This is a genomic window from Neobacillus sp. 114, assembly GCF_030127045.1.
Taxonomy (GTDB): domain Bacteria; phylum Bacillota; class Bacilli; order Bacillales; family Cytobacillaceae; genus Neobacillus; species Neobacillus rhizophilus.
Genome location: NZ_CP126144.1, coordinates 5,393,960 through 5,419,451, shown reverse-complemented (window position 1 = coordinate 5,419,451; position 25,492 = coordinate 5,393,960). Strand labels below are relative to the sequence as shown.

The window sequence follows — 25,492 nt, the reverse complement described above, 5'->3', positions numbered from 1 at the left end:
GGCAGTGAGAGATTGCAATAGTCGGACTTTTGCGAATTTATTAATCTCCTTATAGCTTTAAAGATAGAAAAAGAGTGGGTAATTATTTTATTAAAGTTCAGGTCATAAGGGAAATAGGGAGGCTCACAATGAACACAAAAAAAATCTGGATCATATCATTAATCTTCGGAATAGCTGTCGCAGGTGTTGTTTATTTTACAGTATTCGCAAAAGGAAACGGCTCTACTCCAGCAAGTGCCACAGTCAGTGAGAAACTGAAGGATGGGACAGGAAAAAAGACAGATGCAGAGGTTGAAAAAGAGAAGCAAGCAGAAAAAGAAAAGGCGCTGGCGCGGGAGTCTGTTAACCCGATGGTTGATGTTAGTGAAGGGAAAAGGGCCATTTCAATAAGAGCTGAAAAGGAAGAAGGCGTTTCAGGTTATATTGCACCAAATTCGATGGTCGATGTGATTGCCTATGAATCTATGAAGGACGATGCTACGGGCAAAGAGTACAGATCAGCGGTGCTTGTCCTTGAAAATGTGAAAGTCCTTACGTCCGGTAAATCAGCGGATAACAAGGAAGCTGCCCTTAACTATGAAACGGTTACTTTGGAAGTGAAGCCGGAGGAAGGGGTCATGCTTAGTCTAGCATCGAAGGATAAGGATGGTTTCTATTTAATGCTTCGCAATACAAAAGATTCAGAAACAGGAAAAGCTGGCTTTAAGCAGACAAGGGAAGTCATTAAAGAGGGGGATTCTGGTAAGAAATGAACATAAATTGGGTTTATTTTTCAGACTCTTACACTTTTCCGGAAGGCGTCAGTACATTTTTAGAAAAACAGGAATACACTCTGATCTTCGTTAATCAGATTGAAAAATTACGACAAGCATTAGAAAGTCAAATAACGGTCTTATTTATTAATGTCCAATCACAATATGATGTCTATGAACTATCTCAAGAGATTTCGGTACTATACCCCCAGGTTTACATCATTCTTATGGTACCTGAGGAAATGGAAAACCTGAAAAAGGCGATGCAAGTGGGTGCTTCAGATACACTTCGAACAAACTACAGAATCGAGGACCTTGCTGAAACAGTTGCCCATGCCAAGAAATTTATGCAGCATCGGGCAAAAATGGAGCCTAGTGTTGCCAGTCTCAGAAAGGACATCGGGAGAGTCATTGCGGTTTCTGGTCCTAAGGGAGGCATTGGCAGAACGGTTCTAACCGTAAATCTGGCAGTTGCTTATGCCAGAATGGGAAAAAAGGTAGCTGTGATTGATGGCAACCTCCAATTTGGTGAAATCTCTATCTTCTATAATGTGAAGCCTAAGCGAACCATTTACGAATGGGTCAAGGAAGGGTATGGGCAAGACCATTATTCCTTACGTCAATACATGACCGTTGTGGATGGGGATATCTCTGTACTTGCCGCACCAACACGCCCTGAATTTTTTGAAGGGATTACAGAATTACATATGAAAGCGGCAATCGAGGAGGCACGAGAACTATTTGATATCATCCTAATTGATTTGCCTGCCCATTTATCTGATATTCATTTGCGAAGCCTTAATATGGCAGACGAAATTTTGCTGCTGACAGGAAACGATTTATCGGTTTTAAGGTTAACCAAGCTTTATCTGGAAACCTTGGATGCTATTCAGCTCAAGGAAAAAGTAAAGCTGGTCTTGAATCGTCATGTGAAGGGGCAGGGGCTTGATCTTAATCGGATCGAAGAAATTTTAGAAGCCAAGGTTTATCATACTCTTCCGGAGCAGGTCAATGTCGCTGTCTCCTCCATAAAGGCGGGGCAGCCATTCATGTTATCGAATTCTCGCAGTCATCTTGGTAAGGCAGTTTGGCAAATGGCTGAAAACTCTAATTTTCAAAAAACAGTGGAGGTTAGCGGGAAAAAGAAAGAGAAAAAATGGTATCAACTTGGAAAGTGAGGCGGTGAAGTAAATGTCATTATTTAAACGATATTTAGAAGAGGTCCAGGGGAGTGCCCTGAAAAAAGATGCTCCTGTTATATCTGAACAAAAAAAGTCTCAGGAATTTTGGGAGATTGAAAACAATCTTCACAATCATCTGCTGGAGGAATTGAAGAAATACCCAGGGCAAGATAAGGAAAAGGAAAAAAGTAAAATCGTGGAATTGGCAGATGCGTTCTTTGAACAGGAAGGAACCAGGCTTACCTTTGAAGAAAAACAGGAAATCATTGATTATGTCACAAATGAACTTCTTGCCTATGGTCCCATTACTTCACTTTTGCAAAATCCGTTAATTTCGGAGGTAATGGTTAATCATTTTGATGAGGTTTATTACGAGCAGGAAGGGAAAATTTCCAAGAGCCATATTCATTTTGTGGATAATCAGCATGTGATGCGGGTTATTGAAAGAATTGTCTCACCGATTGGACGCCGTATCGATGAAAGCTCCCCTATGGTAGATGCCCGCCTGCCCGATGGTTCTCGTGTTAATGCAATCATTCCTCCACTAGCATTAAAGGGCCCAAGTTTAACGATTCGTAAGTTCTCAGAAACTCCCTTTACGATAAAGGATTTGATAGGATTTGGAACTCTTGATCAAACGATGGCGGAGTTTCTTGAAATCTGCGTGAAATCAAGACTTAATGTCTTTATTAGCGGTGGTACTGGTTCAGGGAAAACCTCGACATTAAATGTGTTATCCTCCTTCATTCCGAATAAAGAGCGGATTGTCACCATCGAGGATGCGGCTGAACTGAAGCTTAATCAGGAGCATATTGTGGGATTGGAATCAAGGCCGCCGAATATCGAAGGAAAAGGTGAAATCACCATCAGGGATTTGGTAAGAAACGCCCTAAGGATGCGGCCAGATCGTATTGTCGTCGGTGAGGTTCGCGGTGCCGAAGCGCTGGATATGCTACAGGCGATGAACACAGGCCATGACGGAGGACTAAGTACAGGTCACGCCAACTCACCGCGCGATATCCTATCCCGGATTGAAACGATGGTGTTAATGGCAGGCTATGAACTGCCGGTAAAGGCTATCCGGGAACAAATTTCGAATGCGATTGATTTAATTGTTCATCAAGCCAGAATGAAGGATGGAACAAGAAAAATCACTCATATTACCGAAGTTTTAAACTTGGAAGGGGATACCATTGTTCTTCAGGATCTATTTGTTTTTAAGGAACAAGGCTATACCGAAGATGGCAAGATTATCGGCAATTTTGTCAGCACCGGCATCCGCCCGAGGTTTACCGAACAGCTTGAGATGAATGGCTATTCTTTACCAGCAACATGGTTTTATGGAGGTTGGTAGAAATGGATACAGCGCTCCAACTGATTCTAATCTGTATTGGCGTAACCATTGGATTTTATTTGTTTTTAAGAAGCTTTACTGCGAGAAAAAGGCTCGATAACCGCATGAAAACCTTTTTGCAATCATCACAGACAACTGAGGAAAGCGAAGAAGAGAAACAGCCTTCGATTATTAAGCGATTTTTTTCCAGGATTGCGGATATTTTCAAAAATATGGAGTTTAGTAGCAATACAATAAAATTATTGAATGAAGCTGGAAGCAGCTTTAAACCGGAAGAGTTTTTGGCGTTTAGGTTTATTACTGCAGCTGGACTCGTCCTCTTGACGCTTCTCCTAGGGCTTCCCTGGTACCTGTGGATAGCGGCTTTTGTTATTGGTTTTATCGTCCCTAAAACTTTCATGAAGCAAAAAAGAAAGAAACGGTTAGCACAAATTAATTATCAGTTAATTGAGGTATTAGGGATGATGGCAAACTCTATGAGGGCAGGCTTTAGCTTCATGCAGGCCATGCAGCTAGTCGGCAAGGAAGTCCCAGATCCGCTTGGTCCGGAATTTGACCGTGCATTCCGCCAGGCAGGCCTGGGCATGCCGATGGAGGATATTTTCGAAGAAATGGTGGAGCGTCTGCCGAATAATGAATTGGATGTTGTTGTTAGAGCAATTCTCGCACAAAGGAGAAGCGGAGGGAATTTGGCCGAACTTCTGGAAACCATGGAAGAAACGATTAGGGGCAGGGTCAGGATTTTAGAAGAGCTGCGGACTTTAACTGCACAGGGAAGAATGTCGACGTGGATTATTTCTCTTCTCCCAGTAGCACTTGCTGCCTATTTATCATTGGTAAACTGGGAATATTTTGCGCCGATGCTGCAGCACCCACTGGGCTGGATGATGATATTTGTTGGGGCAGCCGGAAATATCATTGGCTGGGTTTTTATCAGGAAAATCATCCAAATTGAGGTGTAATGAAGATGGGAGATTTGTTGTTAATTTTTTTGATAACCGGGTTTGTTTCGACTTTGTTTGCAACCATATTATTAACTATCTATAAAAGGAAAATTGCCTTCAATGAGCGTGTGAAAACGTACTTTGGCAGCGTGACAATAAAAAGTGATGAGCGAATCCCGGAAAAACAAGAGAAGGATGTTAAACATTTCTTTAGTCAATATTGGGAAAAAGGAACCGATGTTTTGAACAAAAAGGTTTCGAAAGAGGAAAGAAGAAAACTTGATTCTCTATTAAGAGATGCGGGCTATCCATTTAAGTCAGCTATAGATTTCAGGCTATTCCAGATTCTCCTTAGTGCTGTAATGGGGCTTGCTGCTTTCATGCTTTTTATGCCGATTGCTGAGAATAAAACTTTAGCTTGGGTGATGGTTGCTGTCGTGGCATTATTGGGGTTCCGACTGCCCATTTTTTATCTTGGAAAAAAGAAAACAGCAAGAATCAAGGCGATTAACAAAGCAATGCCGGATTTCTTTGATACTGTTAATCTGCTGCTTGAAGCAGGGATGGGGCTTGATTTGGCATTAAAAGAGGTTTCACTTAATATCAAAGGTCCATTAGCAGATGAATTCCTGCTTACGCTCGAGGATATGAAACTAGGCAAATCAAGAAGGGAATCATTTTATGAGCTTAGGAGGCGAGTTCCTTCACACTCCTTTCAAAGTTTGATTACTTCGCTTATTCAAGCCGATCAGCTTGGAATCGGGATGGCTAAGGTGTTAGGGAATTTAACAATAAGGGTTCGTGAGCAGCGGCGTGAGGCGGCTCGTGAGCAGGCGATGAAGGCTCCCGTAAAAATGCTGTTCCCAATGGTATTTTTCATTTTTCCTTCACTTTTTATAGTAATATTAGGTCCTTTAGTTATTACATTGATTACTAAGGGATTTGGAGGTTAAGAGTACGATAGATAGTATAGGATATTTTTGTATTGGAAGGTGTTAACAAAAGGGAGAGGTACGATGGATGGAAAAAAACTTCAGAGGCTCCGGAAAGAAAAAGGGTACTCAATCACAAAGCTTGGTCAACTAACAGGTATTTCGAAGTCCTATTTAAGCTTAATCGAACGTGATATTCAAACAAACCCTAGTTTAGAAATACTAGAAAAAATTTCAAAAGCTTTAGAGGTTGATGTTGAACACTTAGTGAAAAATAAAGAAGATAGTATCATATCGAATAATAGAAAAAAATCAGTTAAGAGTGTGTTAAAGGTCGAAATCGAATTGTCTGAGGACCAATTGAGTCCTCAGAAATTAAAACAAATCAAAGCATTGATTGCTGCCATAAATGCAGACGAGTAATTAAATGACCAATTGATGCAATAGAGAAAGAATAGAAAGAAACGCAAAACTGCTCAATATAGATATTACCCATTTTAGCGGTTTTACACGAAGCCGTGAGAATAGGAATGAGGAGCATAAGCTAAACCATATGACGATCATCAAAATGATGTAGCCATCAAGCAAATAATATGGAAGTCTTCCCCAATAGACCAAACTTCCAAGGCCAACACTTAGAAACAGGGGAATAAGTACATCCTTCCGTTGATTTATAATTGGCTGGCTGGATGGTTCAAGCGCTTTTGCCGAAAGTAACGGATAAAGAAAGTACGGAAGTACTAATCCAAAGCATATCCCGGTCACTAGCCTCCGTGCATTCGTACTTTCAAATAAGTGCGCATATGAGCCTACACCGTCAATTATTAAAGGAAGCATAAATAAAAGAAGAAAAAAGCTTACTTTTATTGACGAAATGGTGATGCTGGTTTTTCGTTTCACTAAATGTAAGTAGATAAGCGATGAAAAGATACCAATGTAAATCCCTGTGTCTCGGGCACAGACTGACAGGGCCTTCCCAGAGGCATGGAGTGAGCGTTCCTCTATTTGGTGGCAAATCGCCCCTCCGAGAAAATGCAGTATCTCATGCAGCATACACATCTCCTTCATCAAAAGAACCCAACCTTCTGGAGTTGGGTTCTTTATTTTAGAATCCATTCTATCCTAATACCCCGTCATAAACGCCGGAGACAGTGACAACGTCGACAACGCGAACCAGTAGATGCAGCTTAACACAATTGAGACGATGCCGATAATTAAACAAGTTTTCCCAATAGCCTTTTTCTCCATGTCCTGGTCATTCATCCAGATAATCCCTAATATAATTCCAATAATGGGTATGAAAAACGATAAAATGTAAAGCAGTGCTTTTAATCCACCCGACACGAGATCACCTCCAAATGACGAAAACTTGCGGATTTCCTCTTGGGACTGGAAAATCCTCACACTATGATATGTATGACATAGGGAAATGGAATTTGCCTGTACTTTTTGGAAATTCCTGAGTAATTTTCCACCCATTTGCAGTGTTTTTGGGTTAAAATGGGAAGTGGAGATTTTTGTTGGTACTTGTCTAAAAAACTATTAATCTGCCAGCCTTTTAAAAGAATTGTAATATTTTTAATAGATTTGTAACAATCGAGAGAAGAAATCGTCTATAATGGTGGATGAAAAATAAATACCTTCAAAGAGGGATGAACAATGGGGAAACTGAAGAGGAGAAGACAGGTGAGGGGGGCTGTATTCCTTCTTACTATGATTGGGTTACTGGCCATTGGAATGTTTGCCGTAAACTATTTTCAGGCAAACGCGGCAGGAGAATCTGCCAATCAGGAAAACAACGAGTCTATAAAAAAGGCAAATGCTGCGATGAAGGGAAAAGGGGCCCTTGATCACGAGCAGGAAAAAGAAATGATAAAAAAACGCACGGAACAAGCCATGGCGTCTAGAAATGAACAAGAGAAAAGGAAGGACCAGGAAAATCCACCATCTGATTCGTCTTCGGCCCAACCACCAGCTAATACACCTGCTCCTGAAACTACAAAAGAACCCAACACGAATCCGCAACAGCCGACAGCCGCCCAGCCGCCTGCTCAGCCATCTGGAAAAAGAACGATTTATTTAACATTTGACGATGGGCCGTCGGCCATATCGGGTGACATCATTGCACTCTTAGAACAGCACCACTACAAAGCAACCTTTTTTATGATTGATGGGAACATCCGCAAATATCAGGATGCTGCGAAATTAATGGTACAGACCGGGGAAGCGGTGGGACTGCATAGCGTCTCGCACCGGAAAGAAGTGTTCTACGCTTCCGCCAATTCTGTATTGGGCGAATTAACCCAGAATCGAAATACATTAAGGGAAATTACAGGAGTAGATTCTTTTCTGGCAAGAACACCATACGGGAGTTCTCCGTATATGACTCCTGAATATAAACAAGCGGTGAAGGATAACGGCTATTTCATGTGGGATTGGAATATTGACAGCAAGGATTGGTATTATAAAGATGCACGGTACGTCGACAACGTCATCACGCAAATTAAAGCCAAGGCCAGTTATAATGGTCCGCTTGTGATTCTGCTACATGAGAAAAAAGAAACGCTCGCCCATTTACCACGTCTGCTCGATTATTTAACCCAGCAGGGGTTTGAAAGTAAAGCGATTGACAGTTCGTTGATACCGGTTCAATTTTAAATAGCTGTACGGACGGTGTTCACATTTAATCCAACTTTATATTCGGAAAAATAGGAACAAATTTGATATAATAAATTTGTAAATTTCACAATAATTGTGAAGGTTATAGTAAACAAAATGGGGTTCGATAAATACTGATGATGAATAAACTTTACCAAAGCAGAGGCTTCAAAAGAATCTTAATTTTTATTGTGATTGCATTGGCTTTATATGCGATGAAGTCAATTATTAATTTAATATTGCTGACTTTCATTTTTGCGTTTTTAATGGATCGGCTCGTTCAATTCATTGAAGACAAAATACCGCTAAATAGAAAGCTGCTGGTGATTATTTCGTATGCTACCATTGTTGGTTTGCTTACCTATGGTTTGGTTATGTACCTGCCGATGATTGCGGGGGAAATCACTGCCCTAATCAGGCAGCTGACGGCCTTTTATACCTCCCAGCATGATAATGTGGTTCTGAATTATATCGTCAGCCAAATGAATGAAGTGAAAATTTCCAGCTATCTGGAACAGGGAGTTACGTACCTGTTCAAGTATTTTACAGACATCAGTAAAATAAGCCTGCAGGTTTTGCTTGCGCTTCTTTTAAGCTTATTTTTCCTATTAGAAAAACCAAGGCTGATTGAATTTACCGGGAAATTCAAAACAAGTAAGGTTGCCTCCATTTATGTCGAAATAGAATTTTTTGCCCAAAAGTTTGTCCGGACGTTTGGTAAAGTAATCGAAGCGCAATTAATTATTGCTGTTGTAAACTGTATTTTAACAACCATCTCTCTTTGGCTGCTGGACTTCCCGCAGCTAGGCGGCTTATCAATAATGATTTTCCTGCTCGGATTGATTCCGGTTGCAGGGGTAATTATTTCTTTGATTCCGTTAACCATCATCGCTTATAGTATCGGCGGCTTGATGAAGGTCCTTTATGTCGGGATTGCGATTGCCATCATCCATGGCATTGAGGCCTATATTTTGAACCCGAATTTAATGAGCTCGAAAACGAATTTGCCGGTTTTCTATACCTTCATTGTGTTGATTTTCTCTGAGCACTTCTTCGGAGTTTGGGGGTTAATTATCGGGATTCCGGTATTTGTCTTCCTTCTTGATGTTTTGGAAGTTACCGAAACCAAGAAACCTTAATTTGCGAAAAGCCCTTAACTCAGGGGCTTTTTTGTTTGGCCAGAAAAATGGTATTCTAATGTTAATTAGACATAGGAGGGAATCTTATGAGTGAATGCAAATTAGATCATTCGCACGATGATGTGAAAAAGAAATATGAATCGCAGTCGGCCTTTTTACCGGAGGAAATGAATCCATTGTTTGAGCAGTTTTTCGAAAAAGACCACACCCAGGACATTTTGAATGAAGTGTTTCATTTATTGAAAAAATTTGATTTGGCATCCGAGGAAGAAAAGAGTGAGCGGACAAACCGTTTGAATATGGTGTTGAGAAATTTATAAAATGAAGTAGCAGCCTCCCTTTTATTAAACTTGGGGGGCGTTTTCGTGGTTTAATGTTGGCGATTCTAGGGCATTTTAGAAACAATTGAACAGTATTATACGGAGGTTCATTAATGAAGTACTCCTTTATTCGTTTTTTAATTGTCGGAGTCATCAATACGATAGTAGGTTTAACCGCCATGTATGTACTGCTGAACGGGTTCCGTTTGTCCTACTGGTGGTCCACGTTGTTTGGCAATATCGTAGGGGCAGGGGTCAGTTTTATATTAAACAGAAATTTTACTTTTAAAAACGAGGCTGCGATTGGCGGTAGCCTTGTCCGGTTTGCTATTGTGATTGGTATTTGTTATTTTGTTTCTTACTCTTTAGGATTGAAATTGGCTAATTGGTTTTTAGAAAAATTGCCTTTGTTTCCGAAGGAGTTTGCAAAGGATTTAGCGGTTTTATTAGGGACTGGAATTTATACTATTATGAATTATTTAGGTCAGAAGCATTTTGTTTTTAAAGATGCAGAAAAACGAAGAATTATAAAAAACGGACCCCAATGTTGATACATAGGGGGTCCTTTCAAATTAACAAATGCACGTCTTCCTCTTTACGCCAATTCTATTGAGATTTTCAATTTTTTTAATGTAATCAGTTGCTAAGGGCACCTTACAAGCTGTCCTGCCGACATCAACGTGAACCTTACCAATTTTCTCTGCCACACTTTTGGCTTCTTCATTCAGTTCAGTCACATAGGCACCGACACTAATAACAAACCCATTCATCACATAGCGGACGCGGTTTTTCTCCTGATGGACTGTAGACTCAACCTGATGCAGCAGGCTCCGAATCTCCCCAAGATCCAGCAATTCGTCAGGAGTTATCGAGAGATAGTTCGAATATGTACTCCATCCAGCCACTGCAATCATTTCCTCATCCGATTTCATCCATTCTCGGGCCAGTTCAAGTGGAAACGGGCTTTCTGCAGCAACTCCGGCAACCGTGTATTCGGCAAGCATGTACCAATCAGCTTTCTGCACCCAAAGCTGGAGTGTTTCCTTCAACATTAATTTTGGTTTAACTGATAAACCGGCCAGGTACATCGCATCACTATTTCCGGTTTCATATAAAGCGAGCGCCAATTCCTGATCCTTTTTCACATGTTTAACGAGCTTTTTCAAATCGCCGACCTTTACTCCAAATAAAGGCCCGCGGGCCCCATGATTGATAAATGTCTTCTTCGTTTGTTCCGAACCAAGTTCCTCGAGAGTTTGCATTATCTCTTCTAATTTCATTTTCCGCCCTCCAACCCTTTTATCTTATATTACCATCATTATGGAAATTTTTCTGTTATCGCATTCATTAAACCTTTTTAGAAAATATTAAGATTAGCCAATCTTAAGAGAAAAGAGGATTCGGATGGGAGAACTATTTAAATTATTAAAGCGTGGAAATAAATCAGCGATGCTGGCGGCAATTGTGAATACGGTTATTGCTATTATCAAAGGTGTGGCTTATATGTTTACCGGCAATGTAGCGATGTTTGCGGAAACCATGCATAGTTTAGGGGACGCTGCAAACCAGTTTTTTGTGTTTATCGGTTCGGCTTTAAGTAAAAAAGCCCCGACTGAAAAATTTCCAAACGGATTTGGCCGGCTTGTTAATCTAGTTTTACTTGGCGCGGTGTTGATTGTCGGGATTATGGCGTTTGAAACCATTAAAGAAGGCTATCACCACATGGTTCATCCCACGGCATCCGGCGGTTTTATCATCAATATCATTGTTTTAGGGGTTGCCACTATCCTTGAGACATTTGTTCTTTTTAAAGCCATGAAAGAGGTCCTTCATGAAATCGGCATGGAAGCTAGCGGTCCAGGGGTATTTGCTAAAAGCTTTGCGAATCTGGGCAGGGCCAAGCCGGCGACGAAGCTGGTGTTTATGGAAGATCTTGTAGCAACCATGGGCGGTTTACTGGCCATTATCGCAGTAGTTATTGCCCATTTTTCCAACATCCATTGGCTCGAAGGATTGGCTTCCATTTTGATTGGAGCCATGATGTTTTTTGTGGTCGGCAGGGTCTTTTTGGACAATGCAGCAGGGGTAATTGGCCAAGCCGATGAAGAAATGGAGAACAAAATTGGTTCGCTTGTTATCGCAGACCCGGATGTAAAGGATATTCAAGGAATTACTGTTATTAAGGAAGGGGAAGACCTTCATGTTGAATTGGAAATCGAAGTCGACCCGCAGCTTACAGTTGCTGAGGCGGATGATATTAGAGACCGCTTAGCGGAAAAAATACTGGCTGAAAACGGCGTAGTCGATGTCAAGATTGAAATTGATGAAGAAGACGAAGTTATGCATTGGGAAAATAGACCACGGCCTACTGTATAGTAGGTCTCTTTTCCTCACGATTTGTTCTTTATAATGGTGTTTTTTAAAGGTGCATCATATTGAGTGATGCACAAACCGTCCCCATGCTTCACTTTGTATAAAATGGATGAATTACAGGGAATATATTCTTAGAGTACTTTTTAGGGAGGCTTACGTATGTCTGAGCGCAGCATTAGGTTGTCAAGTTCGGAAATTGCCGCATTATGGGCTACGTACATACAGGAAAACATGACGGTCTGTTTGCTCACCTATTTCCTGCATCACAATCAGGATGTGGAAATTAAGCCGATCCTTGAGAGGGCATTGCAGAATTCGGAAACACATCTTCAACAAATTACTGACATTTTTGTAAAAGAAGGCATTCCAATACCTGATGGTTTTTCAGAAAAAGATGTGAATTTGGCGGCCCCGCCTTTATTTTATGATATGTTCGGACTCAGCTTCGTTTATTCCTTATCCCGTCTACTTATGATTAATGGGAGTTTTTTGACGGCTAATGTTGCAAGGAAGGATGTTTTGGATTTTTTTATCACGATGAACTACGAATCAACCGAACTTTATAGGCAAGCAACTGAGTTAATGCTGTCAAAGGGGATTTACGACCGTCCGCCATACGTTCCTTATCCCGATAAGGTGGAATATGAAGACAAACTTTCCTATATTAGTGGTTTTGGAAAAAAGAGGCCATTGAATGTTGCTGAAATAATGGAAATTTTCTTTAATATCGAACGAAATTATTTTTCGTTATTGCTTTGTATGGGACTTCTTCAAGTGGTTAAGGATAAAGAAATTCATAGCTTTATTAAAGAAGGAAAAAAAATCTCTGAACAACAAATTAGAACGTTTAATGATATATTAATGAAAGAAGAGATGTATGGCATTATTACAACCAATGTTGAGGTGACGGATTCAACCGTCTCTCCATTTTCTGATCGGTTGGTTGTTACCCTATTTCATTCCTTAAACGGCATTGATATCGCTTTGCTCGGTCATGCGGTATCGTTATCGCTGAGATCTGATTTAGTGGCCTATTATCAAAAATATATCGCTGAAATTCTTATTTACTCTGCTAAGGGAGTCGACCTTTTAATGGACCGTGGCTGGTTCCAAAAGCCGCCTCATGCCCCTAGCAGAAGAGACCTTCAGAAAATAGACTAGGTTCGAGCAGTGTGCAGTGAACCTAGTCTATTTTTTTACCTATTAAAGACTCCAGGTTATTCCCACGGTTTTTGCGTTGTAAAGTATCCGGCCAGTTCTTTACTGTGTCTCCGATGTTCTTTCCGTTTTTCGGCCCTTTCTTTACCTGTATCGTATAACTTTTTTTCTTCCTCTGTCTCAGGGATGATACCAGGGACTCTAGTTGGCTTGCCATCGTCATCTAATGCCACAAATGTTAAAAAGGCAGTGGCGGCAATTTTTCGATCGCCGGAAATCAGGTTTTCGGCAATAATTTTCACGAAAACCTCCATTGAAGACGTACCAGTCCAAGTGACAAATGATTCGAAGCAGACCGAATCCAACGGTGTAATCGGATGAAGGAAGTCGACAGAATCGGTCGAAGCGGTCACACATTCGCTTCGTGAATGTCTTGTTGCCGAAATCGATGCGAGCATATCAGCATCGCTCATCAGCTTCCCGCCAAACAACGTATTATGGTTGTTGACATCGTTTGGGAACACCCGACTGGTCCTGACTACTCGAGACTCATTGCATGTTTTAGCTTCCATTTATAAAAACCTCCATTTGCTTAACTAATTCTATTTTGCCCTAATTCCGTTCAATTTTTAGTGAAAAATCAGCGATTGTGGTACATTACAATATAATAGCACTTTCCAGGAGGTTTCAAATAAATGAGCATGCAGGCACAAATTATGAAGGAGTTAAACGTCTCTCCCAACATACAGCCGAAGGAAGAAGTCCGGAAGAGAATCGATTTCTTAAAAATGTATTTAACAAAAACGAAGGCAAAAGGCTATGTGCTCGGAATCAGCGGTGGGCAGGATTCCACTCTGGCAGGACGCCTGACGCAGTTGGCGGTTGAAGAGCTGCGAAATGAAGGGACAGATGCCCTATTCATCGCTGTCCGCCTGCCATATGGAGTCCAGCAGGATGAGGAAGACGCGAAGATGGCGCTTGATTTTATCCGCGCTGACCGGGAAATGGTGTTTAATATTAAAGGAGCGGTCGATGAGGTCCAAAAGGAATATAACATAGCGTCACAAACACAGCCGCTAAGCGACTATCAAAAAGGAAATGTGAAAGCAAGAATAAGAATGATTGCCCAGTATGCCGTCGGCGGGATGGAAGGGCTGCTTGTAATTGGGACAGACCATGCAGCCGAGGCGGTCACTGGTTTTTACACAAAATACGGTGACGGCGGGGCTGATGTTCTGCCGCTGACCGGCTTATCCAAAAGGCAGGGCAAGGCACTTCTGAAAGAACTTGGTGCAGACGAACGCCTTTATTTAAAAATCCCCACTGCCGATCTGCTCGATCAAAAGCCTGGTCAGGCCGATGAAACGGAGTTAGGCATTACCTACGATGAACTCGACGATTACCTCGAAGGCAAGCAGGTTTCTGAGGAGGCTGCGGAAAAAATCGAACAGCGCTATATCTTGACCGAACATAAACGGAGGCTTCCCGCCAGTATGTTTGATGAATGGTGGAAGTAAGAACACCAAAATGAGACTGCCCGCTTAAATGGCAGTCTCATCTAAATCAACCCACTTTCTGCAGCCGCAGATGATCTGCAATCAGTGCAATAAATTCACTATTCGTCGGCTTTCCTTTTAAAGGGCTTACAGTGTTGCCGAAGACCAGATTTAAATGCTCGATACTGCCGCGGTTCCAGCCCACTTCAATCGAATGCCGGATGGCTCTTTCAACCCTGCTTGGGGTAGTATTGTGCAATTTGGCGATGGCTGGATAAATCAATTTTGTGATTCCACCTAATAATTCCACATTACGGAACACCATTTGGATGGCTTCCCGTAAGAAAATATACCCTTTAAGGTTTGCTGGAATTCCCATCGAGCGGAGCACGTCGGTGATTCTTACTTCTAAGCTCTCGCCGCTCTTATTCTCGTTTGACGGCTTAGTTTCTCTCGAGATTTTTATAGAATAACTTTCATTTGAACAAATCGTTCGAATTGTATCGGATAATTGCGACAGCTCAAATGGCTTCAACAGAAAATAGGACACCCCTAACTCATTTGCTTTCTTAATGATATCCTCTTTTCCAAAGGCCGTTAACATTAAGACTTTGGTCGAAATATGATCGGCATAAAGCTTTTCGAGTAAAGAAAATCCGTCGGTATGAGGCATGATTAAATCCAGAACGACCACATCCGGATGTTCTCGTTTGATCAACTCCAATCCCTCCATGCCATTATGGGCGATTCCGACCACCTTCATATCGACTAGCTTTGACAGGTATTCATTAAGTATTTCCGTTAATTGAAAATTATCATCTATAATTCCAATTTTTATCATGTTTAACCAATTCCTTCCTAAAAAAATCCCACTACTAAGTATTTTTCGATATATTTCGTTGGGAGACAAGTAATATTTTCCAACAAAAAACTTAGTATTTATATAAAACCCCTATGGTATTTGTTTGTTCCTGTCGAACTTTTAGCTTTATTGTAAAAATAAAAGGCTATTGAACTAGACTGTACTTTTCAATTTCGGTATTAATGTCTAATCCAAAGAGAGTATGAAAAGATAGTACTTATACTACAAATGGTCTATTTTGAAAATGATTACCAAATATTCATAAAAATTAAATAATTGTAAAGGCGGTAAGGGGTAGATACCGTTTTATCAAACGGAGGCGTAAAACCCTTTATCTTTAGATTTTGGAATATAAGTCTCATTTTTTTTGTGGAATTTTGCGAACGTTCGCTCTTTGTTCAACTATTGCCATTATTTTGCTGTTAGCTATTATAATAAAGACGTCACCCTTGGGACAATCATGTATATAACTGGACTATATCAGAAGCCTCTCTCCAAACTGAACGCCATTATATAAGAAATTTTAACCTATCAGAACCATTCTGATAGGTTTTTAATTTTTATAAAAGGGCAAAATAAACCCATCACTTTTATGGGATAAGAATAACTCAAACTTAGGAGGTAACCATCATGAAAAAACTATCCATTATTTTCGCCTTGCTGTTAGGTTTCATGCTTGTATTGGCAGCCTGCAATAAGGATGACAAGGCCGATAATAATAAAAAGAATGACAATAAAACGGCTGAGAAAACGGCCAATGACTTATTAGCCAAGGTTAAGGATGACGGGAAAATTTTAATCGGAACAGAAGGGACATACCCACCGTTCACCTTTCATGATACAAATGGGAAATTAACGGGATTTGATGTGGAACTCTCTGAAGAGGTTGCCAAACGGATTGGGGTAAAAGCAGAATTCAAGGAAACCCAGTGGGATGCCATGTTTGCTGGCCTTGACGCGAAGCGTTTTGACATGATTGCCAACGAGGTTGGAATCCGACCTGACCGTCAGGAAAAATACGATTTCTCAGATCCATACATTACTTCTGCTGCTGTTCTAGTTACCAACAAGAGCAATACAAAGGTTAAATCATTTGAAGATATCAAAGGATTAAACTCCGCGCAATCATTGACAAGCAACTATGGCGATATGGCGAAAAAGTACGGCGCAAATCTTGTGGGGGTGGATGGCTTCCAGCAGGCAGTAGAGCTGCTTGCACAAAATCGCGTCGATGTAACGATTAATGATAAAATCGCTTATTTGGATTATACAAAGCAGAAGCCGGATGCACCGATTAAAATTGTGGCTACAGGTGAAGATGCGTCATCAAGCGGTTTTATGTTCCGTAAGAAAAGCGATACGCTTGTTGATGCCGTGAACAAGGCCTTAAAAGACATGGTCGATGACGGCACCTACAAAAAAATTTCTGAGAAATGGTTTGGTGTAGATGTACTTAAATAGTATTTTCGCTGACCCGGAACGAACGGCCCGGTTAATGGATATCGCCAAAACCTCCCTCCAGCCGATGCTGGAGGGTGCAATTATGAACACCATTCCCTTAACCATTATTTCGTTTATTGTCGGGATCATTTTAGCTGTATTGACAGCCCTTGCCCGAATTTCACAGGGGAAAGTATTGCGGGGGATTGCCGGAGTTTATGTGTCCGCCATCCGCGGGACGCCGCTGTTAGTGCAATTATTTATCATCTTTTACGGGCTGCCGAACGTCGGGATTACGCTTGATCCATTTATATCTGCTGTCATCGGCTTTTCGTTGAGCGTTGGGGCATATGCATCGGAAATTATCCGCGCAGCGATTCTTTCGATCCCAAAAGGACAGTGGGAGGCAGGCTATTCTATTGGTATGACCTACGCGCAAGCTTTAAAAAGAATCATTTTGCCACAGGCAGCGAGGGTATCCGTACCGCCATTATCGAATTCATTTATTAGTCTTGTTAAGGATACTTCACTCGCATCACTTGTGCTTGTAACGGAAATGTTCCGCCGCGCCCAGGAAATCGCCTCCCGGAACTATGAGTTTCTGTTGGTCTATACCGAAGCAGCCCTCATTTATTGGGTTATTTGCTTTTTCTTGTCTGTGCTCCAGCAATATATGGAAAAGCGGCTGGATCGGTATGTGTGAAATATTGTTTTGCCAAAAGATGAAGGAATTTTCACAAAATCAATAACAAAAGGACTTAAATAGGTAAATTTTCATACTTAAAAAGGGTTTCGTTTACTGTTTTTAGCATTCGATAGGATCCTATCGGCGAATTTTACATGTCTATCGGCGAATTAGGCCGTTCTATCAGCGAATTTCACCGTTCTATCGGCGAATCGAGCCATTCTATCAGCGAATCGATTTTTAATGACCTTTTTTAGAAAAAACCCGAATGAAAAAGGGAGTATTCCAATGATTTCAATTAAAGGATTACACAAGCAATTCGATCAATTAGAGGTATTAAAGGGAATAGACCTTGAGGTGGGAAAAGGGAAGGTTGTGGTTGTGATCGGTCCGTCCGGATCGGGGAAAACGACGATGCTTCGCTGCCTGAACGTGCTTGAGATTCCCACAAAAGGTATCATTTCCATTGAAGGTCACAGTCTTGATTTTTCAAAAAACGTTCCGAAAAAAAGCATCGCCTTGTTTCGCCGCTTGACCGGAATGGTGTTTCAAAACTATAATCTCTTCCCGCATAAAACGGCTCTTGAAAATGTTATGGAGGGGCCGGTGGTGGTGAAGGGGATGGATAAATCAAAAGCGCGAGAGAAGGCGGCGGCCCTTCTTCAAAAAGTTGGCCTCGGTGATAAAATGGACTACTATCCTTCACAGCTATCGGGCGGTCAGCAGCAACGGGTCGGCATTGCCCGGGCATTGGCGATGGAGCCGGAGGTAATGCTGTTTGATGAGCCGACATCAGCGCTCGACCCTGAGCTAGTCGGCGAGGTGTTAAGGGTCATGAAGGACCTTGCGCAAGAGGGGATGACGATGATTGTCGTTACCCACGAAATGCGTTTTGCCCGTGAAGCGGCAGACGAAGTAATCTTCATGGACGGCGGCGTCGTTGTGGAGCGTAATAAGCCAGAAGAAATCTTTACCAACCCTAAAGAGGAACGAACCAGGAAGTTTTTGAATATGATTCAATAAGTGCTTCAGCCGTGGGCTGGGGCACTTTTTGTTGTGGGCGTATAAACATGTTTACTGTCGTATAACCTGGTTTAACTGTCGGATAATCTGGTCGTATTGTCGTATAAACTTGGTTAACTGTCGGATAACCCTGTTTTACTGTCGTTAGACCGACTTACTGTCGTATAGTCCGCTCGTACTGTCGCATAAACCATTTTAACTGTCTCTTAAAACTCCCGAAAGATTTTTGTGAAAAATTTCATAAATAATCCCCAAAAAGTGAAACTTTTCCCTTTTTCATCCGTATTATTGACTATACATAGACAATAGGGAAGGGACCGATGCCCCATGCTCAAGTGAAAACAAACTTTCCCCATTAATGAAGGAAAAGGATGATGCACATGGAACTTTTCGGCTTGCCATTAGTCACGATTTATTTGTACGGTCTCATCATTTCTGGAGTATTAACTATTTTATATGTGTTGTTTGCTGATGTGTTTCATTTTGACACTGGAGACGGCGGCTTGCACTTTCTCAACCCAGTCCTTGTCTTTGCCTTCATCACAGTTCTATCTGCAAGCGGCTACCTATTTGAAAGATTGACGGCCCTTCATTACCTACTGATTCTAGGAATATCAGCTGTTATCGCATTAATAGTCGTTACTTTATTAAATGTATTTGTTCTCGTCCCACTATCCTCCGCGGAGGAATCACTTGTCTATAAAGAATCTGATTTAAGAGGTCGGATTGGTACCGTCATCACGCCGATTCCTGCCGATGGCTTTGGCGAGGTCATTATTGAGAATGCCAGCGGCCGGATTGCCAAGCCTGCCACCAGCTTTGAAGGGGAATCCATACCAAACGGTGTGAAAGTGCTTATTGTTCAGGTGAAAAATGGGGTCCTTGAAGTAACCATACACCAGGAACTTGAAAGCTTTTTATAAAAGAGAGAGAAAGAGGAGGTACACAATATGGAATTTGGATTTATTTGGGTAATTATTGGGATTGTCGCACTTATCTTAATCGCATTAATCGGTGTATTTATTACCAAGTACCGGACGGCCGGGCCGGATGAGGCACTGATTGTAACCGGTAGTTTCCTAGGGAACAAAAATGTCCACCTCGACGAATCGGGTAACAAAATAAAGATCATTCGCGGTGGCGGTACGTTTATTTTACCAGTTTTTCAACAAGCAGAACCGTTAAGCTTGTTATCTAGCAAACTAGAAGTAACAACCCCGGAGGTTTACACTGAGCAGGGCGTGCCGGTCATGGCAGATGGGGTATCAATCATCAAGATCGGCGGCTCCATCACTGAGATTGCAACAGCTGCTGAACAGTTCCTTGGCAAGCCGAAGGAAGAAAGGGAAAATGAAGCAAAAGAGGTTCTAGAGGGTCATCTGCGTTCCATTCTTGGCTCGATGACAGTTGAAGAAATCTATAAAAACCGCGATAAATTCTCGCAGGAAGTACAGCGTGTCGCATCACAGGACCTTGCGAAAATGGGTCTGATCATTGTTTCCTTTACGATTAAAGACGTTCGTGACAAAAACGGCTACCTCGATGCCCTTGGTAAACCGCGGATTGCCCAAGTAAAACGCGACGCTGATATCGCCACTGCCGAAGCTGATAAAGAAACCCGCATTAAAAAGGCGGAGGCCGATAAGGAAGCGAAACGTTCAGAGCTGGAGCGGGCAACAGAAATCGCCGAGGCTGAAAAAGTCAATCAGTTGAAAACAGCGGAATTCCGCCGCGAGCAGGACATCGCCAAGGCCCGTGCCGACATGGCTTACGACCTTGAAAGTGCCAAGGCCAAGCAGGACGTAACCGAACAGGAAATGCAAGTTAAAATCATTGAAAGACAGAAGCAAATTGAACTCGAGGAAAAAGAAATCCTTCGTCGTGAACGTCAATATGATTCTGAAGTGAAAAAGAAAGCCGATGCCGACCGCTATTCGATTGAACAGTCTGCTGCCGCAGAAAAAGCCCGGCAAATTGCTGATGCAGAAGCGAATAAATACCGGATTGAAGCGATGGCGAAAGCGGAAGCTGAGCGCGTGCGTTTGGACGGTCTTGCTAAAGCGGAATCGCAAAGGGCACAGGGGCTTTCTGAAGCTGAAATCATCCGCATGAAAGGTCTTGCCGAAGCAGAAGCAAAGCAAAAGATTGCAGAAGCATTCGAACAATTCGGCCAGGCTGCGATTCTCGACATGATCATCAAAATGCTTCCGGAATACGCAAAGCAGGTGGCAAGCCCGCTGTCCAATATTGAAAAAATTACTGTCGTGGATACAGGCGGCGGTTCCGGCCCAAATGGCGGCGCCAATAAAATCACCGGCTATGCTACCAATCTGATGGCAAGCTTGCAGGAGTCATTAAAGGCATCAAGCGGCTTGGACCTTAAAGAGATGATTGAAAACTACTCCGGCAAATCCAATGTGAAAAGAAGCATTGAGGAATTAACGGACGAAATCAAAAAGAAAGATTAATAGAAAGGGGCTGACCTGTTTAACTGCGGTCGCCCCTTTTTCAATGCGCACAGCATGAGCGAAGTCCAGGAGTCGCAGTAGGATTCTTCCCAAACACCACGGCTAACTCAGAATTTACCTCCCCTGTTTTTCAATAAAATTGTACATCGCGCCAATCATTCCAGCATCATTTTGATACTTGCAGCGCTCAACCGGTATCTTAATCCGTTTCCACCAAGGGAGCTGGTCAAGTTTATGATTGATTTTACTAATCAATCCTTGTTGGGCGATGACCCCTCCGCCAATTAAGATCTTTTGCGGGTTTAAGGTTGCGGCTAGATTGAAAATTCCATAACTTATGTGTTGAACCCACTCATCAACTAGTTTTCGTACCGAACTATTTTTCCTGGATTCCAGAAAAACTGTTTCTCCTTCAATATGTTGGTGCTCACTAATACCCTTTAGCTTTTTATAAGCTTTTATTAAGGCATTAGTGGAAGCATTGGAATGCAATATGTCCATGTCATAATTTCCTGCCCTTGTAATCATAAAACCAATTTCGCCGCCCCTAAAGCTGTGTCCATGTAAAAGACTTCCGTTTACAAAGATACCGCCGCCAATACCGGTACCAATGGTCATACAAATAAAATCGGTACAATTCTTTGCGTTGCCACTCACTTTTTCAGCTAACGCGACACAGTTCCCATCATTCTCAACTTCAATTGGCAGAGAAGTTCTTTTTTCCAGTAGTTTTTTTAGATTCTGGTGATCCAGAGCTGTGACCGCGCCCCCGCTTTCTGAGTAACCTGTATGCGGATTGATAAAGCCCGGTAAGCTAATGGCAACACCGCTCACTTGATGATTTTGGGTATACATGTTAATTGTTTCTGTCATTTCTTTTAAAAATAGGTCCAGGTTAGTGCAATGGGTATCGTAACTGTCCTTTGAAAGAATGGTTCCATCTTCTAACAATAGCCCATGCTTTACTTTTGTCCCGCCAACATCAAAACTGATATATTTTTTAGCTTCCTTCCCGTCAATTTCGAAACTAGTATATTCTTTCACCTTTCATCCTCCTATTTGCGATTATCAAGCCCAGAAATTTGACTAATAGTCCCCTCATCCGAAGTCGGTTTCTGGAATTCGTTGTGTATTTGTTTTAAAACATCATCTGATAACCGCTTTAAAACTCTGTTTCGGTTTTTACAAGTTCTATAATCAGTATCTACATAGAAAATTTCCAAAGTCAGGCCATATTCTTTTGCCACTCGTCTCCATCTTTTTCGTCTGTCTCTTGTTCTGTTGGTGGTATCAACGAGCACATCATGTCCGCTTTTTAGCAATGTCCGGACCATGAGTTCAGCGTTTTCCCACACGAGAGGTTCTGCCTCTGCTTTATAAACTTGGCCATGTAAAGCAAGCCTAAGATCATCGAGAGATACACGTACCCAACCTTGCTTCTGAAGAGTTTTGCCGTATGTTGATTTTCCACTAAGCGGCATCCCGCACATTATTCCCAGTTTCACTGTTCATCTCCTCCCAAAAAAATTCCTGCCTGTAATCAAAATGACAGGAACAGACACATCATCACTTAATCAACAGGTTCTCTATTTTATTGAATGCGAATGAGCATACATTTGAAAGGTACAAAAAACTATGTTTAATTTACCGAAATATTCTCCTTGGGTATGGATACAAGCCGTTTCCATCCCATATCGATTCACATAAGTATAAAAGAAACTTCTAATGTCCTCTTAGGAGAAAAAAGTTCGTTTGTTTATTAACAATCCAGAAGAAGGTGAGAAAAAGTTATGGTCAGGAAAGCAATAATTCCTGCTGCGGGGTACGGAACGCGAAATCTACCTATCACAAAAGTAATACCAAAAGAGATGTTGCCTGTAGGTTTTAAACCGGCGATTCATTATATAGTCGAGGAAGCGGTTCAATCGGGGATTGAACAAGTACTAATCGTCACTTCAAATTCAAAAAACGCGATTATGGACTATTTTGATCATTCATTGGAGTTAGAGACCTTGTTAAGAAGCAAAAACAAAGAATATTTGCTTAAACATTTGAAACTGCCAAATGCAGAAATTTTTTATACAAGGCAGTCGTATGCCAGAGGACTTGGGGACGCTATTCGGCTTGGCAAAGAATTTATTGGAAACGAACCGTTTGGTGTACTGCTGCCGGATGATTTTGTCATATCAGACGAAACTCCTGCTCTCAAACAATTAATTGATGTCTATAAGGAGACAAATAGCAGTGTTATAGGATTAAAGCAAGTCCAACAAGAACATTTAAAAAATTATGGTGTCATCCAATGTTCTGATAAAACAAATCCAATCGAAATTGAGAATATTGTGGAGAAACCTAAAACAGACCCTCCTTCTGATATGGCTGTTATCGGAAGATATATTTTCACCCCAGAAATATTTAAATGTCTGGAGGATATTACGGAAGGGGTCGATGGGGAAATTCAACTGACGGATGCCATTAAAAACTTGCTTGGCACACAATCCATCTATGGAAAAATCATTTCCGGGGATCGCTACGATATTGGGATTTTAGAGGAATACGTCGAACTAATGAAAATCATGAGCAAAAGATAAAAAAGGGAGAAAAACGGGAGAAAAAAGGAGAGCGTTGTCGTTGTTAGAAAATGTATCTATCATTATACCATTCCAAACAGACAATGGGCCTAGGGCGAAGGCTTTTGAATGGATCAAAAAGTACTATGCCAGGGTCATGCCCGAAGCTGAATTATGTTTGGGAATCATCAGTGGAGACATTAATAAAGCGAAGGCCATAAACTTAGCAGCAAAAAAGGCAACGAAAGATATTTTTGTCATAGCAGATGCGGATGTCGTTTATGCCCCCTCACTTATTGAGGAAGCTATAAAAGTACTAAAAAAAGCAGCATGGGTTGTTCCTTTTACTGAGATATATAATGTTGAAAAGCAAGGCACTAAAAAATTGCTTCAAACGAAACCAAAATGGCCGATGGATGTAAACTCCGGAGATTGTTCAAAAGCAAATTGGCTTTATCAAGGATTTGCCGGTAAACTCTTTGTCATACCAAGGGCAAACTTCGAAGCAGTCGGTGGTTTTGATGAACGGTTTATTGGCTGGGGAGGGGAGGATGATGCCTTTTCACATTCTGTCCGTACCCTATGCGGGGACATTGTTAATGTTAAAGGAAGAATCTATCATTTATGGCACCCAAGTTCAAGCTATCAAACAAACCCAAACGGAAAAGCGAATGCCAATCTTCTCGGACGCTATGAACGTGCCAGTGGAAACATTAAGAAAATGGCCGAGATCATTAATGAACGTCTAGAAAAGGATAAAACTATTAAAATAGACAATGAAAATAGTGGTGAAAATGAATCAACAGCTTCATCCAACAGTAAAATTTGTTTTGCCATCCTTGTTCATGAAGACCGAGAGTTAGTCAAGCAGCTAATTGATAATGTTCGCTACTATTGCCCAAGCAGTACCATTGTCTTATACAACGGGGGGGAGGACCCGAAACTTTGTGAGGGGTTAGGTGTTCCTGTCTGCCCTTCCAGCCATAAATTAAAGCGGGGATGGACGACCATTTATTTTTTGGAAACAATGGAATGGCTGGAGAAACAGGGGATACAGTACGATTATTTTATTAATATTGATTCGGATGCATTATTTATCAGAAAGGGCTATGAGGAATTTGTTCAAAAAGAAATGAAAGATACTGATTATATGGCCGTTAAACTTAGAATTCCAAAAAGCGGCTGGTATATTGGAAAAGAATTAAAGAAAGATATCAATCGCTGGAAAAAATTATTTAATGTTAACCCTTTCTACGGCGTTTTTAATGTGGGTCAGGTAATTTCAAGGCCGCTCGTTCAAGCTTTACTGAAACAGGAAAGGCTGGAAAAGTTAAAAAATGCTTTAATCAAAACGATTTCCTTCGGCACAGATGAGGTTCTTTTTGTAAACATGGCTAAGGAGCTAGGCTTCAGATTAAAAAAATATCCCAATGAGACCGCGTCACAAATGATTCGTTATCGTCCATACTTTACACTGGACGAAATGATATCCTGCCTGAACAATAACGAAACGGGAGGGCTGTGCCACCCAGTGATAAGAGCTAATGATGATCCAGTCCGAAAACTAATCCTTCATATGAACAGTGATATTCATACAAAACGATTTAAAACCAATGATTATCCATGGCACGATAGTGATCCAAAGAATTATTCAATAACGATTCCAATCAAAAGTAAATTTGGAAATGACGAATTAATAGTACGGTCGGGTTCGTTCTTGACCCACTATTGGCAGGACCCGGATGGGAAGTGGAATAAAAGTGAGACGTTTGCTACTAACGTTGTCGGAACCCCGATATTTTTTCAAAATAATGCAGGTCAATTTGTGGTGGTCTGTAAATTAAAAACAGGCAATATTGGATTTTGGCTGAGAGACAACGAAGCGTCTGGATACCCATGGTACGGCCGGGCTGTTTCCCGGCAGGAGAATGTAGATGAGCTTATAATGGGAACCCAGCTTCAGGACAACGGCTGTGTCATTGTGTATAAATCCAACAATAAATTTTATTATTGGGAGTTTGATAAAAAAATATGGAAAGACATCTTTCCCAAATAAAAAATCGGTGCCCCGACGTCGGGACACCTTTGTATATTTTAAGAGAGGTGTTTTGGGATGAGTAAGAGGCCATAAAGACCA

The 25,492-nt window shown here is 41.4% G+C and carries 27 protein-coding genes; 20 read left to right on the top strand and 7 right to left on the bottom strand.

All coding sequences use genetic code 11. From position 1 onward, the window contains the following. The first annotated feature begins 128 nt into the window (after positions 1 to 128). From cpaB to QNN06_RS26695, 6 genes are all read left to right on the top strand, one after another. Positions 129 to 752, top strand: coding sequence for a Flp pilus assembly protein CpaB (gene cpaB, locus QNN06_RS26720; RefSeq protein ID WP_213117777.1), 624 nt, complete (start codon positions 129 to 131; stop codon positions 750 to 752). Next, on the top strand, positions 749 to 1,930 hold the full coding sequence (locus QNN06_RS26715) for a CpaE/TadZ family protein (protein WP_284036290.1): 1,182 nt from the start codon (positions 749 to 751) through the stop codon (positions 1,928 to 1,930). The genes cpaB and QNN06_RS26715 overlap by 4 nt, the downstream gene beginning before the upstream one ends. A 13-nt stretch (positions 1,931 to 1,943) precedes the next feature. After that, on the top strand, positions 1,944 to 3,287 hold the full coding sequence (locus tag QNN06_RS26710) for a TadA family conjugal transfer-associated ATPase (RefSeq protein WP_284036289.1): 1,344 nt from the start codon (positions 1,944 to 1,946) through the stop codon (positions 3,285 to 3,287). Between the two features lie 2 nt (positions 3,288 to 3,289). After that, positions 3,290 to 4,249, top strand: a complete 960-nt coding sequence (locus tag QNN06_RS26705) for a type II secretion system F family protein (RefSeq protein ID WP_284036288.1) — start codon at positions 3,290 to 3,292, stop codon at positions 4,247 to 4,249. A gap of 5 nt (positions 4,250 to 4,254) precedes the next feature. Beyond that, positions 4,255 to 5,184 carry a type II secretion system F family protein gene (locus QNN06_RS26700; protein ID WP_284036287.1) on the top strand — a complete coding sequence of 310 codons (930 nt, stop codon included), beginning with the start codon at positions 4,255 to 4,257 and terminating at the stop codon, positions 5,182 to 5,184. A gap of 63 nt (positions 5,185 to 5,247) precedes the next feature. Next, on the top strand, positions 5,248 to 5,586 hold the full coding sequence (locus QNN06_RS26695) for a helix-turn-helix domain-containing protein (RefSeq protein WP_213117782.1): 339 nt from the start codon (positions 5,248 to 5,250) through the stop codon (positions 5,584 to 5,586). Here QNN06_RS26695 and QNN06_RS26690 read toward each other — a convergent pair whose 3' ends face one another. Together QNN06_RS26690 and QNN06_RS26685 are read right to left on the bottom strand one after the other, a co-directional pair. Continuing rightward, positions 5,587 to 6,216 carry a DUF2085 domain-containing protein gene (locus QNN06_RS26690; RefSeq protein ID WP_213117783.1) on the bottom strand — a complete coding sequence of 210 codons (630 nt, stop codon included), beginning with the start codon at positions 6,214 to 6,216 and terminating at the stop codon, positions 5,587 to 5,589. 69 nt (positions 6,217 to 6,285) lie between these two features. Beyond that, positions 6,286 to 6,507, bottom strand: a complete 222-nt coding sequence (locus QNN06_RS26685; RefSeq protein ID WP_284036286.1) for a hypothetical protein — start codon at positions 6,505 to 6,507, stop codon at positions 6,286 to 6,288. A 315-nt stretch (positions 6,508 to 6,822) separates the two neighbouring features. Between QNN06_RS26685 and QNN06_RS26680 the strand changes: the two genes are divergently transcribed. The 4 genes from QNN06_RS26680 to QNN06_RS26665 all read left to right on the top strand — a co-directional run bounded on the left by QNN06_RS26680 (position 6,823) and on the right by QNN06_RS26665 (position 9,831). Further along, on the top strand, positions 6,823 to 7,821 hold the full coding sequence (locus QNN06_RS26680) for a polysaccharide deacetylase family protein (protein ID WP_284036285.1): 999 nt from the start codon (positions 6,823 to 6,825) through the stop codon (positions 7,819 to 7,821). A 137-nt stretch (positions 7,822 to 7,958) separates the two neighbouring features. Further along, positions 7,959 to 8,960 carry an AI-2E family transporter gene (locus QNN06_RS26675; RefSeq protein WP_284036284.1) on the top strand — a complete coding sequence of 334 codons (1,002 nt, stop codon included), beginning with the start codon at positions 7,959 to 7,961 and terminating at the stop codon, positions 8,958 to 8,960. Positions 8,961 to 9,046: 86 nt separating this feature from the next. Then, complete coding sequence (locus tag QNN06_RS26670; protein WP_213117787.1) at positions 9,047 to 9,280, top strand: ubiquitin-activating E1 family protein; 234 nt, start codon at positions 9,047 to 9,049, stop codon at positions 9,278 to 9,280. Positions 9,281 to 9,393: 113 nt separating this feature from the next. After that, positions 9,394 to 9,831 (top strand): GtrA family protein, encoded by a 438-nt coding sequence (locus QNN06_RS26665; RefSeq protein WP_284036283.1) that lies wholly within the window; start codon positions 9,394 to 9,396, stop codon positions 9,829 to 9,831. Between the two features lie 21 nt (positions 9,832 to 9,852). Here QNN06_RS26665 and QNN06_RS26660 read toward each other — a convergent pair whose 3' ends face one another. Further along, positions 9,853 to 10,560 (bottom strand): DNA alkylation repair protein, encoded by a 708-nt coding sequence (locus tag QNN06_RS26660; protein WP_217032137.1) that lies wholly within the window; start codon positions 10,558 to 10,560, stop codon positions 9,853 to 9,855. A 124-nt stretch (positions 10,561 to 10,684) separates the two neighbouring features. Between QNN06_RS26660 and QNN06_RS26655 the strand changes: the two genes are divergently transcribed. Further along, a complete protein-coding gene (locus QNN06_RS26655) occupies positions 10,685 to 11,656 on the top strand; it encodes a cation diffusion facilitator family transporter (protein WP_284036282.1) in 972 nt (323 codons plus the stop codon). Between the two features lie 156 nt (positions 11,657 to 11,812). Then, positions 11,813 to 12,814 (top strand): DUF3231 family protein, encoded by a 1,002-nt coding sequence (locus QNN06_RS26650; RefSeq protein WP_284036281.1) that lies wholly within the window; start codon positions 11,813 to 11,815, stop codon positions 12,812 to 12,814. A gap of 56 nt (positions 12,815 to 12,870) precedes the next feature. On the opposite strand, the gene QNN06_RS26645 is transcribed toward QNN06_RS26650, so the two are convergent. Beyond that, positions 12,871 to 13,383, bottom strand: a complete 513-nt coding sequence (locus QNN06_RS26645; protein ID WP_284036280.1) for an acyl-CoA thioesterase — start codon at positions 13,381 to 13,383, stop codon at positions 12,871 to 12,873. A 123-nt stretch (positions 13,384 to 13,506) separates the two neighbouring features. On the opposite strand from QNN06_RS26645, the gene nadE reads away from it, so the two are divergent. Continuing rightward, positions 13,507 to 14,328 (top strand): ammonia-dependent NAD(+) synthetase, encoded by an 822-nt coding sequence (gene nadE / locus QNN06_RS26640; protein ID WP_284036279.1) that lies wholly within the window; start codon positions 13,507 to 13,509, stop codon positions 14,326 to 14,328. Between the two features lie 46 nt (positions 14,329 to 14,374). Here nadE and spo0A read toward each other — a convergent pair whose 3' ends face one another. Further along, positions 14,375 to 15,148, bottom strand: a complete 774-nt coding sequence (spo0A, locus tag QNN06_RS26635) for a sporulation transcription factor Spo0A (protein ID WP_284036278.1) — start codon at positions 15,146 to 15,148, stop codon at positions 14,375 to 14,377. A gap of 651 nt (positions 15,149 to 15,799) precedes the next feature. Between spo0A and QNN06_RS26630 the strand changes: the two genes are divergently transcribed. From QNN06_RS26630 to QNN06_RS26610, 5 genes are all read left to right on the top strand, one after another. After that, positions 15,800 to 16,630 (top strand): amino acid ABC transporter substrate-binding protein, encoded by an 831-nt coding sequence (locus QNN06_RS26630; RefSeq protein WP_217032131.1) that lies wholly within the window; start codon positions 15,800 to 15,802, stop codon positions 16,628 to 16,630. Beyond that, on the top strand, positions 16,617 to 17,312 hold the full coding sequence (locus QNN06_RS26625; RefSeq protein WP_213117796.1) for an amino acid ABC transporter permease: 696 nt from the start codon (positions 16,617 to 16,619) through the stop codon (positions 17,310 to 17,312). Before QNN06_RS26630 ends, QNN06_RS26625 begins: the two co-directional genes overlap by 14 nt. 270 nt (positions 17,313 to 17,582) lie before the next feature. Continuing rightward, on the top strand, positions 17,583 to 18,317 hold the full coding sequence (locus tag QNN06_RS26620) for an amino acid ABC transporter ATP-binding protein (protein ID WP_213117797.1): 735 nt from the start codon (positions 17,583 to 17,585) through the stop codon (positions 18,315 to 18,317). Between the two features lie 380 nt (positions 18,318 to 18,697). After that, positions 18,698 to 19,240 (top strand): NfeD family protein, encoded by a 543-nt coding sequence (locus QNN06_RS26615; protein WP_213117798.1) that lies wholly within the window; start codon positions 18,698 to 18,700, stop codon positions 19,238 to 19,240. A 27-nt stretch (positions 19,241 to 19,267) separates the two neighbouring features. Continuing rightward, on the top strand, positions 19,268 to 20,785 hold the full coding sequence (locus tag QNN06_RS26610; RefSeq protein ID WP_213117799.1) for a flotillin lipid rafts scaffold protein FloT: 1,518 nt from the start codon (positions 19,268 to 19,270) through the stop codon (positions 20,783 to 20,785). A 114-nt stretch (positions 20,786 to 20,899) separates the two neighbouring features. On the opposite strand, the gene QNN06_RS26605 is transcribed toward QNN06_RS26610, so the two are convergent. Then, positions 20,900 to 21,829, bottom strand: coding sequence for an ROK family protein (locus QNN06_RS26605; protein ID WP_284036277.1), 930 nt, complete (start codon positions 21,827 to 21,829; stop codon positions 20,900 to 20,902). 11 nt (positions 21,830 to 21,840) lie between these two features. Next, a complete protein-coding gene (locus tag QNN06_RS26600) occupies positions 21,841 to 22,290 on the bottom strand; it encodes an AAA family ATPase (protein WP_284036276.1) in 450 nt (149 codons plus the stop codon). Positions 22,291 to 22,575: 285 nt separating this feature from the next. Between QNN06_RS26600 and QNN06_RS26595 the strand changes: the two genes are divergently transcribed. Together QNN06_RS26595 and QNN06_RS26590 are read left to right on the top strand one after the other, a co-directional pair. Continuing rightward, positions 22,576 to 23,376, top strand: a complete 801-nt coding sequence (locus QNN06_RS26595) for a UTP--glucose-1-phosphate uridylyltransferase (RefSeq protein WP_284036275.1) — start codon at positions 22,576 to 22,578, stop codon at positions 23,374 to 23,376. A 40-nt stretch (positions 23,377 to 23,416) separates the two neighbouring features. Then, positions 23,417 to 25,411: a galactosyltransferase-related protein gene (locus QNN06_RS26590; RefSeq protein ID WP_284036274.1), complete on the top strand. Its 1,995-nt coding sequence runs from the start codon at positions 23,417 to 23,419 to the stop codon at positions 25,409 to 25,411. Positions 25,412 to 25,492: the final 81 nt, after the last annotated feature.

Excerpts from the sequence above, each read along its gene's own strand:
- QNN06_RS26620 (WP_213117797.1), top strand. The coding sequence starts at position 17,583 with ATGATTTCAATTAAAGGATTACACAAGCAATTCGATCAATTAGAGGTA.
- QNN06_RS26615 (WP_213117798.1), top strand. The coding sequence starts at position 18,698 with ATGGAACTTTTCGGCTTGCCATTAGTCACGATTTATTTGTACGGTCTC.
- nadE (WP_284036279.1), top strand. The coding sequence starts at position 13,507 with ATGAGCATGCAGGCACAAATTATGAAGGAGTTAAACGTCTCTCCCAAC.
- QNN06_RS26645 (WP_284036280.1), bottom strand. The coding sequence starts at position 13,383 with ATGGAAGCTAAAACATGCAATGAGTCTCGAGTAGTCAGGACCAGTCGG.
- QNN06_RS26675 (WP_284036284.1), top strand. The coding sequence starts at position 7,959 with ATGATGAATAAACTTTACCAAAGCAGAGGCTTCAAAAGAATCTTAATT.
- spo0A (WP_284036278.1), bottom strand. The coding sequence starts at position 15,148 with ATGATAAAAATTGGAATTATAGATGATAATTTTCAATTAACGGAAATA.
- QNN06_RS26695 (WP_213117782.1), top strand. The coding sequence starts at position 5,248 with ATGGATGGAAAAAAACTTCAGAGGCTCCGGAAAGAAAAAGGGTACTCA.
- QNN06_RS26710 (WP_284036289.1), top strand. The coding sequence starts at position 1,944 with ATGTCATTATTTAAACGATATTTAGAAGAGGTCCAGGGGAGTGCCCTG.
- QNN06_RS26655 (WP_284036282.1), top strand. The coding sequence starts at position 10,685 with ATGGGAGAACTATTTAAATTATTAAAGCGTGGAAATAAATCAGCGATG.
- QNN06_RS26680 (WP_284036285.1), top strand. The coding sequence starts at position 6,823 with ATGGGGAAACTGAAGAGGAGAAGACAGGTGAGGGGGGCTGTATTCCTT.
- QNN06_RS26690 (WP_213117783.1), bottom strand. The coding sequence starts at position 6,216 with ATGCTGCATGAGATACTGCATTTTCTCGGAGGGGCGATTTGCCACCAA.
- QNN06_RS26610 (WP_213117799.1), top strand. The coding sequence starts at position 19,268 with ATGGAATTTGGATTTATTTGGGTAATTATTGGGATTGTCGCACTTATC.
- QNN06_RS26595 (WP_284036275.1), top strand. The coding sequence starts at position 22,576 with ATGGTCAGGAAAGCAATAATTCCTGCTGCGGGGTACGGAACGCGAAAT.
- QNN06_RS26705 (WP_284036288.1), top strand. The coding sequence starts at position 3,290 with ATGGATACAGCGCTCCAACTGATTCTAATCTGTATTGGCGTAACCATT.
- QNN06_RS26715 (WP_284036290.1), top strand. The coding sequence starts at position 749 with ATGAACATAAATTGGGTTTATTTTTCAGACTCTTACACTTTTCCGGAA.
- QNN06_RS26630 (WP_217032131.1), top strand. The coding sequence starts at position 15,800 with ATGAAAAAACTATCCATTATTTTCGCCTTGCTGTTAGGTTTCATGCTT.
- QNN06_RS26670 (WP_213117787.1), top strand. The coding sequence starts at position 9,047 with ATGAGTGAATGCAAATTAGATCATTCGCACGATGATGTGAAAAAGAAA.
- QNN06_RS26650 (WP_284036281.1), top strand. The coding sequence starts at position 11,813 with ATGTCTGAGCGCAGCATTAGGTTGTCAAGTTCGGAAATTGCCGCATTA.
- cpaB (WP_213117777.1), top strand. The coding sequence starts at position 129 with ATGAACACAAAAAAAATCTGGATCATATCATTAATCTTCGGAATAGCT.
- QNN06_RS26700 (WP_284036287.1), top strand. The coding sequence starts at position 4,255 with ATGGGAGATTTGTTGTTAATTTTTTTGATAACCGGGTTTGTTTCGACT.
- QNN06_RS26660 (WP_217032137.1), bottom strand. The coding sequence starts at position 10,560 with ATGAAATTAGAAGAGATAATGCAAACTCTCGAGGAACTTGGTTCGGAA.
- QNN06_RS26625 (WP_213117796.1), top strand. The coding sequence starts at position 16,617 with ATGTACTTAAATAGTATTTTCGCTGACCCGGAACGAACGGCCCGGTTA.
- QNN06_RS26665 (WP_284036283.1), top strand. The coding sequence starts at position 9,394 with ATGAAGTACTCCTTTATTCGTTTTTTAATTGTCGGAGTCATCAATACG.